The 15,400-nt window shown below is 40.1% G+C and carries 12 protein-coding genes; 5 read left to right on the forward strand and 7 right to left on the reverse strand.

The window, feature by feature from the left end; genetic code table 11:
• Positions 1-22: 22 nt before the first annotated feature.
• The 5 genes from K4Z77_RS03895 to K4Z77_RS03915 form a co-directional block, all read right to left on the reverse strand.
• Positions 23-1,009 (reverse strand): LacI family DNA-binding transcriptional regulator, encoded by a 987-nt coding sequence (locus tag K4Z77_RS03895; protein WP_224218508.1) that lies wholly within the window; start codon positions 1,007-1,009, stop codon positions 23-25.
• Positions 1,010-1,018: 9 nt separating this feature from the next.
• Positions 1,019-1,819, reverse strand: a complete 801-nt coding sequence (locus tag K4Z77_RS03900; protein ID WP_166736740.1) for a DUF1189 domain-containing protein — start codon at positions 1,817-1,819, stop codon at positions 1,019-1,021.
• A gap of 261 nt (positions 1,820-2,080) precedes the next feature.
• Positions 2,081-2,923, reverse strand: coding sequence for a sugar ABC transporter permease (locus K4Z77_RS03905; protein ID WP_084891159.1), 843 nt, complete (start codon positions 2,921-2,923; stop codon positions 2,081-2,083).
• A 1-nt stretch (position 2,924) separates the two neighbouring features.
• The gene (locus K4Z77_RS03910) at positions 2,925-4,217 is read right to left on the reverse strand and encodes a carbohydrate ABC transporter permease (protein ID WP_224218509.1); all 1,293 of its coding nucleotides are present in this window, start codon (positions 4,215-4,217) and stop codon (positions 2,925-2,927) included.
• 109 nt (positions 4,218-4,326) lie between these two features.
• Positions 4,327-5,598 (reverse strand): extracellular solute-binding protein, encoded by a 1,272-nt coding sequence (locus K4Z77_RS03915; protein WP_224218510.1) that lies wholly within the window; start codon positions 5,596-5,598, stop codon positions 4,327-4,329.
• A gap of 485 nt (positions 5,599-6,083) precedes the next feature.
• Here K4Z77_RS03915 and malQ point away from each other — a divergent pair, with 485 nt between their 5' ends.
• From malQ to K4Z77_RS09735, 3 genes are all read left to right on the forward strand, one after another.
• Positions 6,084-7,601 (forward strand): 4-alpha-glucanotransferase, encoded by a 1,518-nt coding sequence (gene malQ, locus K4Z77_RS03920; protein WP_101785808.1) that lies wholly within the window; start codon positions 6,084-6,086, stop codon positions 7,599-7,601.
• A 25-nt stretch (positions 7,602-7,626) separates the two neighbouring features.
• Positions 7,627-9,885: a glycogen/starch/alpha-glucan family phosphorylase gene (gene glgP / locus K4Z77_RS03925; protein WP_000950168.1), complete on the forward strand. Its 2,259-nt coding sequence runs from the start codon at positions 7,627-7,629 to the stop codon at positions 9,883-9,885.
• Positions 9,886-10,127: 242 nt separating this feature from the next.
• Positions 10,128-10,334 carry a hypothetical protein gene (locus K4Z77_RS09735; protein WP_049521349.1) on the forward strand — a complete coding sequence of 69 codons (207 nt, stop codon included), beginning with the start codon at positions 10,128-10,130 and terminating at the stop codon, positions 10,332-10,334.
• 341 nt (positions 10,335-10,675) lie between these two features.
• Here the strand turns inward: K4Z77_RS09735 and K4Z77_RS03930 are convergent, their stop codons facing one another.
• Positions 10,676-11,524, reverse strand: coding sequence for a putative RNA methyltransferase (locus K4Z77_RS03930; RefSeq protein WP_224218511.1), 849 nt, complete (start codon positions 11,522-11,524; stop codon positions 10,676-10,678).
• A gap of 151 nt (positions 11,525-11,675) precedes the next feature.
• Between K4Z77_RS03930 and K4Z77_RS03935 the strand changes: the two genes are divergently transcribed.
• Together K4Z77_RS03935 and K4Z77_RS03940 are read left to right on the forward strand one after the other, a co-directional pair.
• Complete coding sequence (locus tag K4Z77_RS03935) at positions 11,676-11,954, forward strand: DUF6110 family protein (protein WP_000910903.1); 279 nt, start codon at positions 11,676-11,678, stop codon at positions 11,952-11,954.
• A 1-nt stretch (position 11,955) separates the two neighbouring features.
• Positions 11,956-14,016, forward strand: coding sequence for a heavy metal translocating P-type ATPase (locus K4Z77_RS03940; protein ID WP_224218512.1), 2,061 nt, complete (start codon positions 11,956-11,958; stop codon positions 14,014-14,016).
• 76 nt (positions 14,017-14,092) lie between these two features.
• Here the strand turns inward: K4Z77_RS03940 and tyrS are convergent, their stop codons facing one another.
• Positions 14,093-15,349: a tyrosine--tRNA ligase gene (tyrS, locus tag K4Z77_RS03945; RefSeq protein ID WP_224218513.1), complete on the reverse strand. Its 1,257-nt coding sequence runs from the start codon at positions 15,347-15,349 to the stop codon at positions 14,093-14,095.
• Between the last annotated feature and the right edge of the window lie 51 nt (positions 15,350-15,400).

Below are 15,400 nucleotides of genomic sequence, written 5' to 3' on the forward strand. Positions count from 1 at the left end.
AAAAACCAGCGCGAGCTGGTTTTTATTTTTCGATAATTTTGTGGGCGATTAATTGACGGTAACAAATTTGTTTATTGCTCTTAGCATCGTTGATAATCTGAAGAATCGTTTCAAATGATGTTTGACCAAGTTCTAGGCTATTGATATCGACATAGGCCGCCAAGTTGAGCTTGGGATTGACTGAGTCGAAGCTGAGAACAGGGACATCCAGTTGGTGCTTAGCGATGTAGTCACAGACCCCTTCAGCTAGGAGGCTATCAGTTGTGATGATAGCGTCAATCATAGGATCCTGTTTAAACAAACGCTTACTAAATTGATATCCTTTTTCCTCTAGAAATTCATTTGCAAAGTAGGTCAGATTGTCATCAAGAGGCAGTTTGTATTGCTTGAGCGCGGATTCGTAACCAGTTAGACGGTCTTGTGTAACGAAGAGTTTCTTAGAACCTCCGATAAAGGCAATTCGTTTGCATCCTTTTTTAATGAAATATTCGGTTGCATCAAAACCAGCTTGGGCATTGTCATTATCGACAAGAGGGATAAAGGGGGAAATGGATTTTCCTAGAATGAGGAAGGGGAACTGCTCTTCAGCCACCAATTTGACCAAGGGATCTTCCTCTTCAGCATAAAGGAAAATCAAACCATCCACACGTTTACCGTAAACCATCTGTGAAATAGCTTTAAGGCGTTCTTTTTCATCTTTACCTGTTGCTATCTGAATGGCATAGTGGTTTTCAGATGCGACTTGAGAGATGCCACGTAGGACTGATGGGAAGAAAGGATTTTGATAGAAGGCATCTGAGTCGTCAGGAAGCACCAAGCCGATAACTTGGGTATAACTGCTTACCAAACTACGAGCATTAAGGTTAGGGTGGTAATTGAGCTCCTTCATAGCCTTACGAACGCGTTTTTTTGTTTCGTCGCTAATGGTTGATTTATTTTGAATAACACGGGTTACGGTTGAAGGTGAAACACCAGCAGCCTTGGCCACATCTTTAATCGTAACGGGCATAAAAATCTCCTATTTATGGTAATCTGGATCACGGAAATGCGTTTTATAAAAGATAGTGACCAGATAAAGGACAAAAAGAATGTTTTGTACAGTGATGAGGTTTGACATATTTTGGCCAAATAATCCCAAAATAAGCGTAATCAGAGTTGGCAATCCTAAACAGTTCAAGATAAAATGGTAGCACTCTTTAAAGGTTCTAAATGAAAAGAGGCGGGATTTCTTAGTGATATAAAGGAGAAGACTAGCCCCTAGAGAGACGATAAAGAAATTCAAACCAAAGAGGAAGCTTGCACCGAGAACTAGGAAGAGACTGATATAGACACGATTTTGTTGGTACCAGTCTTTAGAAATGGCTTGGGTCAAGCTGTCTTTGTTTTTGAAACTCTCAGTCTGAATCGCTCGGTAAGAGACACGGGTCAGTTCCTTACTTTCCTTGCTGATGACGAGCTCATTCGTATCGAAATGCAGTTGCAAGTCCTTAGGTAATTCCTTGCTTTGACTTGGACCGATTAAAAGAGAAGGGGCTTGACTAGCTGTTCCTGTATAAGTAAATTTACCATCAACAATTGTAGCATGTTCAGAGAGATCCTGGACAACCTCATCTGTCAATGGTTCATAGACATTATCGATAAAGGTTTCTAGCGGATAAGTATCCTGTGAGCTGTTTTGGATGGCAATGGGTACCATAGACAAGCTAATAAGGAAGACACTGGTAAAGAGAAGTTGGAACCAGTTGAGTCCGAAACGTTTGGACAGGGGCTTACGAAATCCCCAAATACTTGAAAAATAAGAAAATGGATATGGAAGCATAGGTATCTTTCTAAAAGGTGTTTTCTATATGAGTATTATTATATAGAGAAATGCGCTTTATTTCAAGTCTAGGAGAAAAATTGCTTGTTGCAAGAATATTATTTACAGTAGCAATCGCTAATACTCAATGAAAATCAAAGAGCAAACTAGGAAACTAGCCGCAGGCTGCTCAAAACACTGTTTTGAGGTTGCAGATGGAAGCAGACGTGGTTTGAAGAGATTTTCGAAGAGTATAAAATGAAAAAGGGTGGCGGGGATATATTATCCCTTGTCGCCACCACTTGTAAGTCCTGAAACAAAGTTCTTTTGTAGGAAGAAGAAGAGAATACAGATTGGAAGGGCGATGAGGATAGCACCTGCTGAGAAGTAGGCAATCTTCATGTTTTTCGCATTGTTAACGAAGGTTTGGAGACCAACGGCAACAGTAAAGTATTCTTTCTCACGAAGCAAGAAACTAGAGAGGATGTAGTCCCCGAAAGGTCCCATGAAGGCCCAGAGAGCTTGTACAGCAACCATTGGGCGAACAAGTGGAAGAACAATTTGCCAGAAGCGGCGGAAGTGTCCTGCACCGTCTAGTTTTGCAGATTCGTCTAGAGACATTGGCACTGTATCGAAGTAGCCTTTCATGAGCCAAGCATTCATCGGGATACCACCACCAACGTAGAGGAAGATGAGGAACCAGCTGTGGTTAAGGGCGTTCAACATAAGCGCCATAACGAAGAAGGCTGTCAAAGCGGCCATAGTTGGCACCATTTGGATGATCAAGAAGAAGACCAAACTTTGTTTACGAGCCAAGAAGTTGTAACGGCTGTAAGCATAACCAGCAAGTACGATAATACTTGTTTGAACAGCCATGGTAATTAAGGCGATAATCAAAGTGTTGAGGTACCAAGTACCGTACAAGGTTTCAGAGAAGAGCCCTTGGAAGTTAGCAAAACTAAAGTCGACGTTGCTGTCTAGTTTAAAGGCTACTACGTTACCTGTCTTGAAGGCTGACATAATGGTAATCAACAGTGGATAGATAATCACGATTGAGAGACCAATCAAGTAAAGATAAGTAAGGGTTTGAGTCAGTCTACGTTTGAGTTTAATTGAGTTATTCATCTTAGACGTCCTCCATATCAAATGCGTGTAGTTTCTTGAATGCGATCATAGAGATTGAGATGACAATGATAGAGATAATCAAGGTAACAGCTGCCGCCATAGAGTATTGAGGAGATGTACCTGTTGTCAAACGGTAGATCCATGAGATCAAGATATCGGTTGAACCAGCTCCACCACCGACACTACCAGGTCCTCCAGCATTAAAGAGGTACATGATAGAGAAGTTGTTAAAGTTGAAGGTGTATTGGCTAATCAAAGTAGGTGCCGCAACAGCCAAGATCATTGGGAAAGTGATGTTGCGGAATTTTTGCCAAGCATTGGCACCGTCAATATAAGCTGCTTCGTAAAGGTCGTTAGGAATAGATTGCAAGATACCCAAAGTCAAAACATAGATGTATGGGAATCCAAGCCAACCCTGCATCATAATCAAGGCAATCTTAGTCCAAGTTGGGTCTGTTTTCCAAGGAATAAGAGCCCCGTCAAGGAAAGGAAGGAATTTAGCCAAGATTGGCAATACTTGAGTGTTGATAGCTCCGACACTATCGTTAAACATGTTTGAGAATGTCAAGATAGTGATGAAGGCTGGGACAGCCCAAGGAAGAAGGAAAATAACACCAAAGATACGTTTTCCTTTGATAAATGGTTGGTTAGCAATGATAGCTGTGAAGATACCAATTACGATTTGTAAAGTAGAAGCTGCCAAAGCCCAGATGATAGTCCAAGAAAGAACGGCACCGAAGGCAGAACGGAAGGTACTCAAACTCCAGATGTTCGTAAAGTTCGTCAAACCAACCCAGTCCAACAATTTGTTTGGTGGTAAGTGTTGGAAGTCATAGTTAGTAAAGGCGATCATCAAGGTTACGATAACTGGGAAGATAATCGCGAAGGTCATGGCAACATAAGATGGAATGATCAAGAGGTAAGGGAAGCCATTTTCATAAATCCCTTTGATCATGTCTTTGAGGGTACGTGGAACTGGAATTCCATTGTTAATGCGTTTTGCAATTGTATGTGCATCTTTGATATTTGAGAAATAAAAGAGTACATAAACGACTACAAAGATTAAATGGAAGGCACCACGAATCAGCATAAAGAGGGAATTGTCACGACCTGGTTTGTCACCAAGAGTGATGAGATTGCTCAATTCAGGGGCTGCAAGTGCTAGGAAGTAAAGGACAAATACAAGGGTTACACCAAGGAAGATAAAACCTTTTGCTTTTTGTTTATTGTAAATCTGTCCTAACCCAGGAATGATAGACAGCAGAGCTGCTTTACTAGGTTGTTGCTTTTCCATAATAACTCCTTTCATAGAATACTGGTTTTTAGATAAAACCTAAACTATTTATGTTTCTATTGATAAATTCAAAGGGGGATTTGATTTCCACCCCCCTTGAACAAATTTTTTATTCACCGAATTTTTGTTTGATTGTTTCTTTGATCAATGTTACAGCATCGTTAGCAGCTGTTTTAGCATCTTTCTTACCGCTTACAGAGTCAAAGAGCATGTTAGCAGCTGGTTCCCAAACTGCAGACATTTGAGAGATGTTTGGCATTGGTTGAGCGTTCTTGAACTGTTTGATAACAGCTGTTGTCAACTCATCGTTTTTACCTTCTGCATAAGTACGAGCTTCAGTGTTAGCTGGGATTTCGTTAGTTGCATCGTAGAAGGCTTTTTGTTGTTCAGTTGAAACAAGGAAGTCTACAAATTTTTGTGCGCCTTCAAGGTTCTTAGTGCTTGATGGGATAATCCAAGCTTTACCACCACCGAATGCTGCGTAATCTTTTCCGTTTGGAAGAGTTGGGATAGTTGCAACACCGTAGTTTACTTTAGCGTCTTTGAAGGCTTTAGCTTTCCAAGGTCCATCGATGATAGCAGCTGTTTTACCTTCTTGGAATTGAGTTTGGATTAAGTTTCCAGCAGCTGTACCATCTTGCATACCTTTAGGCCATTTTTCATACCAAGATTTAGCGTAGTTGATACCTGCGATAGAACCGTCGTTTGCAAGACCGATATCTTTAGCATCTTTACCGTTTTGTCCGAATACGTAAGCACCGTTACCAGCAAGAAGTCCGTATGCGTAGTAGAAGTTTGTCCAGTCAGCTAGGAAAGCAGAAGTTTTTCCATCTTCTCCAGCGAAGGCATATTTGCTATCTTTAGCAAGGTTTTCTAAGTCAGCAAAAGTTTTTGGAGCTTCTTTTACCAAGTCTTTGTTGTAGTACATAACAAGTGACTCGATAACGGCAGGAGCACCGTAAACTTTACCGTCAGCAGCTGTTACAAGAGATTTAGTTTTATCATCTGTTTTAGCGCCGTCGCTCAATTTAACTTCTGAAAGTTGTCCGTCAGTACCAAGGCTACCTACACGGTCGTATGGAGCCATCATAACGTCAGCAGCTTGACCTGATTGGTTGTCAAGAGAAAGTTTGTCAAGACCACCAAGTTGGTCACCAGATTTGATGTTAACTTTTGTTCCTGATTCTTTTTCATAAGCTTTAGCAACTGTTTCAGCATAAGCTTTGTATTGGTCTTCGACGTAAAGAGTGATTTCTTTCGCTTCAGATGAACCAGAATCAGCAGGTTTATCAGCAGTTTTGCTTCCGCAAGCTACCAAAAGCAAGCTAGCAAGTGTAGCAGTTCCAAGCACAGCAGCGCTCTTCATGAATTTAGATGACATAGTGTATTCCTCCTAAAGAATAACAAATTTTATAATGAGGAAACGCAAACGTTTTCCTTTATGGGACTAGTATAGCACAAATAGAAAACGGTTGCAAGTGTTTTTTGTAAAAATTTTAAAAAAATTTCACGAAAAAGGTAAGCGTTTTATTTGTTTATAATAGAAGAAAAGTCAGAAAATATATTTTCATGCTTTTACTGAAATTATTTAGGGAAACGATTGCCTAAATTTTGAACAAAAAATAAATTGCTCTAGACCAAAAGTAGGCTAAGTTGAGCCTTCTATTTATAGTTGAAGAAGATTTTGTAAATAGAAAAGAAAAATGTATATGTATACATAAAGAAGGACAAGTTTTTTTAAAAAAATAATCAAAAAGTTTTTTAAAAACGCTTGCAATTATTCCAAAAATAAAGTATACTTATCTTAACGCAAACGTTTGCGCCCAAAAATGAAAATTTAAACTACAAATACACGAGGTGTTGTTTATGAAAAAACGTCAAAGTGGTGTGTTGATGCACATCTCTTCTCTCCCAGGAGCCTACGGAATCGGATCGTTTGGTCAAAGTGCTTACGACTTCGTTGATTTCTTGGTTCGCACAAAACAACGTTACTGGCAAATCCTTCCATTAGGAACAACTAGTTACGGGGATTCTCCTTACCAGTCTTTCTCAGCCTTCGCAGGGAACACTCATTTTATCGATTTGGATATCTTGGTGGAGCAAGGTTTGTTGGAAGCAAGTGACCTTGAAGGAGTTGACTTTGGTAGCGATCCGTCTGAAGTTGACTATGCTAAGATTTACTATGCACGTCGTCCTCTTTTAGAAAAAGCGGTGAAACGTTTCTTTGAAGTTGGAGATGTTAAAGATTTTGAGAAATTTGCTCAAGACAACCAATCATGGCTTGAGCTCTTTGCTGAGTATATGGCTATCAAAGAGCATTTTGAAAATCTTGCTTGGACTGAATGGCCAGATGCAGATGCTCGCGTTCGTAAAGCTTCAGCACTTGAAAGCTACCGTGAGCAATTGGCAGACAAGTTGGTTTACCACCGTGTGACTCAGTACTTCTTCTTCCAACAATGGTTGAAATTGAAAGCTTACGCTAACGACAACCACATCGAAATCGTTGGAGACATGCCAATTTACGTAGCGGAAGATTCAAGCGATATGTGGGCAAATTCACATCTCTTCAAGACAGATGTCAACGGTAAGGCGACTTGCATCGCAGGATGCCCACCAGATGAGTTTTCTGCAACTGGTCAGCTTTGGGGTAACCCAATCTATGATTGGGAAGCAATGGACAAAGACGGCTACAAATGGTGGATTGAACGCTTGCGTGAAAGCTTCAAAATCTACGATATCGTTCGTATCGACCACTTCCGTGGTTTCGAATCTTACTGGGAAATCCCTGCTGGTTCCGATACAGCAGCACCTGGTGAGTGGGTGAAAGGTCCGGGCTACAAGCTTTTTGCAGCCGTTAAGGAAGAACTTGGTGAGCTAAACATCATCGCAGAAGACCTTGGCTTCATGACTGATGAAGTTATTGAGTTGCGTGAACGTACTGGCTTCCCAGGAATGAAGATTCTTCAATTTGCTTTCAACCCAGAAGATGAAAGTATCGATAGCCCACACTTGGCACCTGCTAACTCAGTTATGTACACAGGAACACACGATAACAACACGGTCCTTGGTTGGTACCGTAACGAGATCGATGATGCGACTCGTGAGTACATGGCTCGCTATACTAACCGTAAAGAATACGAAACAGTGCCACACGCTATGCTTCGTACAGTCTTTTCATCAGTTAGCTTCATGGCAATTGCAACTATGCAAGATTTGCTAGAATTGGATGAGACAGCTCGTATGAACTTCCCATCTACCCTTGGTGGAAACTGGTCTTGGCGTATGACTGAAGATCAATTGACACCAGCTGTCGAGGAAGGTTTGCTTGACTTGACAACAATCTATCGACGAATTAATGAAAATTTGGTAGAATTAAAGAAATAATACAATATCAGGAGACACCTTAAACATGTTATCACTACAAGAATTTGTACAAAATCGTTACAATAAAACCATTGCAGAATGTAGCAATGAAGAGCTTTACCTTGCTCTTCTTAACTACAGCAAGCTTGCAAGTAGCCAAAAACCAGTCAACACTGGTAAAAAGAAAGTTTACTATATCTCAGCTGAGTTCTTGATTGGTAAACTCTTGTCAAACAACTTGATCAATCTTGGTCTTTACGACGATGTCAAAAAAGAACTTGCAGCTGCAGGTAAAGACTTGATTGAAGTTGAAGAAGTTGAATTGGAACCATCTCTTGGTAATGGTGGTTTGGGACGTTTGGCTGCCTGCTTTATCGACTCAATTGCGACTCTTGGTTTGAACGGTGACGGTGTTGGTCTTAACTACCACTTTGGTCTTTTCCAACAAGTTCTTAAAAACAACCAACAAGAAACAATTCCAAATGCATGGTTGACAGAGCAAAACTGGTTGGTTCGCTCAAGCCGTAGCTACCAAGTACCATTTGCAGACTTTACTTTGACATCAACTCTTTACGATATTGATGTTACTGGTTATGAAACAGCAACTAAAAACCGCTTGCGTTTGTTTGACTTGGATTCAGTTGATTCTTCTATTATTAAAGATGGTATCAACTTTGACAAGACAGATATCGCTCGCAACTTGACTCTTTTCCTTTACCCAGATGATAGTGACCGTCAAGGTGAATTGCTCCGTATCTTCCAACAATACTTCATGGTTTCAAACGGTGCGCAATTGATCATCGACGAAGCAATCGAAAAAGGAAGCAACTTGCATGACCTTGCTGATTACGCAGTTGTACAAATCAACGATACTCACCCATCAATGGTTATCCCTGAATTGATCCGTCTTTTGACTGCACGTGGTATCGAGCTTGACGAAGCAATCTCAATCGTTCGTAGCATGACTGCCTACACTAACCACACAATCCTTGCTGAAGCCCTTGAAAAATGGCCTCTTGAATTCTTGCAAGAAGTGGTTCCTCACTTGGTACCAATCATCGAAGAATTGGACCGTCGCGTGAAAGCAGAATACAAAGATCCAGCTGTTCAAATCATCGATGAGAGCGGACGTGTTCACATGGCTCACATGGATATCCACTACGGATACAGCGTTAACGGGGTAGCAGCACTTCACACTGAAATCTTGAAGAACTCTGAGTTGAAAGCTTTCTACGACCTTTACCCAGAAAAATTCAACAACAAAACAAATGGTATCACTTTCCGTCGTTGGCTCATGCATGCTAACCCAAGACTATCTCACTACTTGGATGAGATTCTTGGAGAAGGTTGGCACCATGAAGCAGATGAACTTGAAAAACTTTTGTCTTATGAAGACAAAGCAGCTGTCAAAGAAAAATTGGAAAGCATCAAGGCTCACAACAAACGTAAATTGGCTCGCCACTTGAAAGAACACCAAGGTGTGGAAATCAATCCAAACTCTATCTTTGATATCCAAATCAAACGTCTTCACGAGTACAAACGCCAACAAATGAACGCCTTGTACGTGATCCACAAATATCTTGACATCAAAGCTGGTAACATTCCTGCTCGTCCAATCACAATCTTATTTGGTGGTAAAGCAGCTCCAGCCTACACAATCGCTCAAGACATTATCCACTTGATCCTTTGCATGTCAGAAGTTATTGCTAACGATCCAGCAGTTGCTCCACACTTGCAAGTTGTTATGGTTGAAAACTACAACGTTACTGCAGCAAGCTTCCTTATCCCAGCATGTGATATCTCAGAACAAATCTCACTTGCTTCTAAAGAAGCTTCAGGTACTGGTAACATGAAATTCATGTTGAACGGAGCTTTGACTCTTGGTACTATGGACGGTGCTAACGTGGAAATCGCTGAGTTGGTTGGCGACGAAAACATCTACATCTTTGGTGAAGATTCAGAAACTGTTATCGACCTTTACGCAAAAGCAGCTTACAAATCAAGCGAATTCTACGCTCGTGAAGCTATCAAACCATTGGTTGACTTCATCGTTAGCGATGCAGTTCTTGCAGCTGGAAACAAAGAGCGCTTGGAACGTCTTTACAATGAATTGATCAACAAAGATTGGTTCATGACTCTTCTTGACTTAGAAGATTACATCAAGGTTAAAGAACAAATGTTGGCTGACTACGAAGACCGTGACGCATGGTTGGATAAAGTTATCGTTAACATTTCTAAAGCAGGATTCTTCTCATCTGACCGTACAATCGCTCAGTATAACGAAGATATCTGGCACTTGAACTAAGATACAAGTTTATACTAATACATTTTGTAAAAAAGCGAGTTTCGATTGAAATTCGCTTTTTTAAATGCTGTGGATTTGGGTCAATATGTCTAAAAATAGGGAAATCCTAGATACAGTGAAGGCTTTAAATGCTGGTTTTTACGGTCTTCAGCCTTATATTTCTTCGTAGTTGATTACCTCATATCCTTTGTATTCGTTTACATAAAGTATTATAATATGATTGTAGGAAAGAAGGTGTTTTTATGTGGAAAAAATATTTTTCAAAATATAGATGGACTGATTTATTTTGGATTTTATTTATCATTTTGACCTGCCTCTATATAGGTAATCACGATTTGTTTCCTCTCAATCATCAAGAAATCTCTTTTCGTGGTAGCATTTGGGGTTTGGTACTGGCCTTATATCACTTACTGTTTATTGATAAGTTTGTTATCTCGAATCGAAAATAAAGTTTAGGGCTATGCTTAGCTGTGTACCTTTAGGATTGATTTTTGGGGGAAGATTTTGTCTCTATTATTTATTATTTTAAATTTGTTTATCTTGTACAAGATCTATTCTTTGAGACGGGAGAAATCGAAATACTTGATTTATACGACCTATATCATATTTGGGGCAAATGTAATATATGGTATTCAATGGCTATTAAGAGAACTGATTTCAACTATTTCCCCTTAATGTGTAGGGAAACTATAACAAAACGCATAAGATTAAGGTTTTTGAGAACCTGCTCTTATGCGTTTTTGTAATATTGAAGATTCTCAGTAAGTTTTCTACTTTTGCGAAGTCTAGTTTACAATGCTTTCCCAACCAGAATCTCAGCCTCAATGGTAATCTCTGTCAGTTGGCTCCAGTCAATCTTAGACTGGTCGATGTGAAAGAGTAGGGGCGTCATGCTGAGTAGGGCTTGGAGCTGCTCTGCTGTGATAGGCTTGGTTAGTGAGGTAGTTTTACTGGATAAGATAGTGAAGTTGTTTTGGAAATGATTTTTGATATCTTGGTTGGAATAGTCCTTGTTTGTCAGCTGGTCTTGTACCTTCTGACGGATTTCCTTGAGGTGATTTTCAGTTGGGATGACCTTTATCAAGATACCGTCTTTGGATAAAACGCGACGAAATTCTCCATAGTTGGCAGGTGAAAAAATATCAAGCAGAATATCCATGCTGGCGTCTTTTATAGGAAGACGAGCCAGGTCGCCAACGAACCAATTGACTGCCCAGTTAGGTTCGCTCTTGGCAGCAATTTGGACGGAATCTTTGGAGATGTCAAAGGCATAGAAGGTTTTGTCAGGATGATTTTCCTGGAGTTTTCGAGAATAGAAGCCTTCGCCACATCCAATATCCAAAATTGTTTCGGTATTTTCTGAACTTGCAAGTAAATCAGAAATTGCATCTAAAATAGCCTGATAAAAGCCAGCTTCTAGGATTTGCTGACGGTTTTGAAAGTTTTCCTTGTCGTAGTTGGCAGATTGCTTGATTTGAGGAGCCAGATTGACATAGCCGAATTTTGCTAGGTCAAAAGAATGGCGATTGTTACATTTGAGACTACCCTCTACCAGAGTTAGATTTTCTTGGCAGATAGGGCAGGCAAAGGCAGTCGCAGAAGCGAAGCGCTGAAGTTTGGGTTTGAGATTTGTATTCATAGTTTAAGTGTATCAAAAGAGGCAAATGAAAGCAACTTTAGGAATAAGTAGATGGGAGATTCAGTAGAAATAAAACTAATTCTCCAATTTATAGAATGAAATTGCTTTTATATCTAAATTGCTATATAATAATGATAAGGAGGAAATAAGTATGTTAAAAGAAGTATTAAGCGTCGCAAAAGTTGCGAAAAAATCTTCATTATTTTTGGGTGGTGTCGCATTTGGTACCCTTGGTTTGAAAATCTTAGCAAGTAAGGAAGCTAAAAAAGGTTATTCTAAAGCTTTGGCTAAGGCTTACAAGTTGAAAGACGAGCTAGATGCATCTGTTTCTGTTGTGAAGCAACATGGAGACGATGTTTTGCAAGATGCCAAATATTTGTACGAGCAAGAGAAAAAAGAAGAGCAATTAGATAGCCTTATAGGGGAATAACATGTCTTTTAAAGTGCTATATAGAGGATATCAACATATCCGACTATCGTCTTCTTTTTCACTCACCTTGGATATTCAAGACTATCTTCGTTCCTTGGCGAGAGATGAGAAGGGAATTGAGTCTATCCAGTTTTACATGGATCAACAGCACTTTACTCTACGCATAAAAGAAGGCTTTTCTGTATTAGATAATGCAGAAGTCTTTTTAAAAAGAATTGATAAGGGGAAAGTTTCTGAGTTGATGACTCTTCCTGTTCGTAGAGAAGAGAGTGCCTATTCTATCGTTTCAGGTGCAGCGATTAAGCGTGTGCTTTTTCGTAGTCTTGTGCCGTATCCTATTCGCTATATATGGACTTGTTATCAGGCTTTTGGCTATATTAGAGAAGCCTATCAAACACTAGCGCGTAAGGAACTAACGATGGAGGTCTTGGACTGTTCGGCTATTTTATTGTCTTTGTTCATGAACCAATCCAAGACTGCTAGCAACATCATGTTTATGCTTGAATTGGGGAATCATTTAGATCAGTGGTCCTTGAAAAAAACTGCAACAGATTTAGAACAAAGCCTTCTTGCAAAAGAGAGCGATGTATTCCTAGTACAGGGCGATACGGTTGTTAGTATCAAGAGTTCCGATGTTCAAATAGGAGATGTTTTGGTCCTATCTCAAGGAAATGAAATTCTGTTTGATGGACAAGTAGTTTCAGGTTTAGGTATGGTCAACGAAAGTTCCTTGACGGGAGAGAGTTTTCCAGTTGAAAAAAGAGAGTCTGATTTGGTTTGTGCAAATACAGTATTAGAAACTGGAGAGTTACGCATTCGTGTAACCGATAATCAGATGAACAGCCGGATTTTACAACTGATTGAGTTGATGAAGAAATCTGAAGAAAACAAGAAAACGAAACAACGCTATTTCATCAAGATGGCGGATAAGGTCGTCAAATATAATTTCTTGGGGGCTGGTCTGACTTACCTATTGACAGGTTCTTTTTCTAAGGCTATTTCTTTCCTATTGGTCGATTTCTCCTGTGCTTTGAAAATCTCTACTCCTGTAGCTTATTTGACAGCTATTAAGGAGGGGTTGAACCGTGAAATGGTGATTAAGGATGGGGATGTTCTGGAGAAATACCTGGAAGTTGATACTTTCTTGTTTGATAAGACGGGAACAATCACAACTAGCTATCCGATAGTTGAAAAGGTGTTACCTTTTGGGGACTATAGTGAGGAAGATATTCTCAGAATCAGTGCCTGTCTTGAGGAACACATTTATCATCCTATTGCTAATGCCATCGTCAAGCAAGCTGAGATAGAGGGGATTGAACATGAGGAAATGCATGGAAAACTCCAATATATTGCAAGCAAGGGGATCAAATCTCATATAGATGGGGAACCAGTTCTTATTGGAAATTATGTCTTGATGCAGGATGAGCAGATTCATATCAGTTCGGAGCAACATGCTTTAATTGAAGAGTACAAGAGTCACTACAATCTCTTATTCTTGGCTTATCAGAATGAATTGATTGGAATGTTCTGCATCCATACTCCTTTGAGAAAAGAAGCAAAAGCAGCCTTGGAGAAACTTAAGGCGCAAGGGAAAAAATTGATTCTGGCAACAGGGGACACCTTGGTTAGGACAGAGGAATTAGTCAAAGATTTGCCCTTTGATCAGGTCTATACAGACTTGAAACCTGATGGAAAATTTGAGTTAGTAGAGGAACTACAGAAAGCAGGTCACACTATTTTGATGGTTGGGGATGGGTTGAATGACTCAGCTGCTCTAACTCTATCAGATATCGGTGTGGTGATGAATGAGAGTGCAGATATTTCTAAGCAGATGAGTGATATCTTATTATTAGCTAATCGTTTGGATTTCTTCCAAGAGTTGGATTCGCTATCATCATCTTTGCAAACACTCATCAAGAAGAATATTCAAGATACCGTTGTCGTAAATAGTAGTTTGATTGGCTTTGGCTTATTTAATTGGCTCAGTCCTTCAAATCTCTCTATCTTACATAATCTAACAACCTTACGTATAGTCCTGCGTAGCCTGTCTATTAAGGGATAGGTGGGGACTATTAACAGCAAAAAGGAGTCACCTCTCTCGAGGTTAACTCCTTTTTTATAGGTAAATGTTTATCAATTTAGTAAGTCAATACAAAGTATTTTTTCTTACCACGACGGATAACAGTCAGTTCGTTCTCTAACTTATCAGTGTCACTTAAGACATAGTCAAGGTCTTGGATGCGGTCGCCGTTGACGTAGATAGCTCCATTTTGGACGTCTTCACGGGCTTGGCGTTTTGAGTTAACTACACCAGCTGACACGAGCAGTTCCACAATATTGTGGTTTTCGTCTACTTGTACTTGGTAGTTTGGCACTCCACGAAGTCCTTGTTTGAGCTCTTTAACAGAAAGGTTTTTGATGTTTCCTGCAAAGAGTTGCTCAGTGATGTTGAGGGCTTCTTTGTAGGCTTCTTCGCCGTGAACAAGTGTAACGACTTCACGAGCCAAGACTTTTTGAGCCAAGCGTTCGTGTGGAGCCGCTTCAAATTGTTTGCGGATGTCTTCAATTTCATCAAGTGACAAGAAGGTAAAGATTTTCAAGAAGCGAACAGCGTCAGCGTCCATAACGTTCATCCAGAATTGGTACATTTCGTATGGGGAAGTCTTTTCAGGATTGAGCCAAACTGCATTTCCTTCTGATTTACCAAATTTCTTACCAGTTGCATCGGTAATCAGTGGAACAGTGATAACGTGACCAGTCTTGTCAGCCTTACGACGAAGCAATTCAGTACCAGCTGTCATATTTCCCCACTGGTCAGAACCACCGATTTGAAGAGTGACATTGTGGTCTTGGTTAAGAACGAAGAAGTCGTAACCTTGCATGATTTGGTAAGCAAACTCAGTGTATGAAATTCCTGTTTCGATCCGTTTTTTCACAGATTCCTTGCTCATCATATAGTTGACAGTGAAGTATTTTCCGATATCACGGAGGAAGTCAATGAAGCTGATGCTGCCAAACCAGTTGTAGTTGTTGACCATGACAGCCTTGTTTTCGCCATTTTCAAAGTCAAGAAAACGAGAAAGTTGTCCTTGGATAGACTTGACCCAGCCATCTACTGTGTCTTTTGTTTGGAGACTACGTTCAGCATCTTTGAAGGACGGATCTCCGATGAGACCTGTAGCACCGCCAACGAGCGCATAAGGTTTGTGACCTGCTAGTTGCAAGCGACGACTTGTTAAGATTGCGACAAGGTGGCCTAGGTGAAGGCTGTCAGCAGTTGGATCGTAGCCAGTATAATAAGAAACTTGACCTTCTTCTAGGGCTTTACGCAAAGCTTCTTCATCAGTCGTTTGAAAAATCAAACCACGCTCTTTTAGCTCATCAAAAATGTGCATGTGTCTTTTCTCCTTTATAAAATATTGTTTCTACCTATTGTATCACAAACT

This window comes from Streptococcus mitis subsp. hohhotensis, assembly GCF_020089495.2.
GTDB lineage: Bacteria > Bacillota > Bacilli > Lactobacillales > Streptococcaceae > Streptococcus > Streptococcus hohhotensis.

Excerpts from the sequence above, each read along its gene's own strand:
- K4Z77_RS03895 (WP_224218508.1), bottom strand. The coding sequence starts at position 1,009 with ATGCCCGTTACGATTAAAGATGTGGCCAAGGCTGCTGGTGTTTCACCT.
- K4Z77_RS03900 (WP_166736740.1), bottom strand. The coding sequence starts at position 1,819 with ATGCTTCCATATCCATTTTCTTATTTTTCAAGTATTTGGGGATTTCGT.
- K4Z77_RS03905 (WP_084891159.1), bottom strand. The coding sequence starts at position 2,923 with ATGAATAACTCAATTAAACTCAAACGTAGACTGACTCAAACCCTTACT.
- K4Z77_RS03910 (WP_224218509.1), bottom strand. The coding sequence starts at position 4,217 with ATGGAAAAGCAACAACCTAGTAAAGCAGCTCTGCTGTCTATCATTCCT.
- K4Z77_RS03915 (WP_224218510.1), bottom strand. The coding sequence starts at position 5,598 with ATGTCATCTAAATTCATGAAGAGCGCTGCTGTGCTTGGAACTGCTACA.
- malQ (WP_101785808.1), top strand. The coding sequence starts at position 6,084 with ATGAAAAAACGTCAAAGTGGTGTGTTGATGCACATCTCTTCTCTCCCA.
- glgP (WP_000950168.1), top strand. The coding sequence starts at position 7,627 with ATGTTATCACTACAAGAATTTGTACAAAATCGTTACAATAAAACCATT.
- K4Z77_RS09735 (WP_049521349.1), top strand. The coding sequence starts at position 10,128 with ATGTGGAAAAAATATTTTTCAAAATATAGATGGACTGATTTATTTTGG.
- K4Z77_RS03930 (WP_224218511.1), bottom strand. The coding sequence starts at position 11,524 with ATGAATACAAATCTCAAACCCAAACTTCAGCGCTTCGCTTCTGCGACT.
- K4Z77_RS03935 (WP_000910903.1), top strand. The coding sequence starts at position 11,676 with ATGTTAAAAGAAGTATTAAGCGTCGCAAAAGTTGCGAAAAAATCTTCA.
- K4Z77_RS03940 (WP_224218512.1), top strand. The coding sequence starts at position 11,956 with ATGTCTTTTAAAGTGCTATATAGAGGATATCAACATATCCGACTATCG.
- tyrS (WP_224218513.1), bottom strand. The coding sequence starts at position 15,349 with ATGCACATTTTTGATGAGCTAAAAGAGCGTGGTTTGATTTTTCAAACG.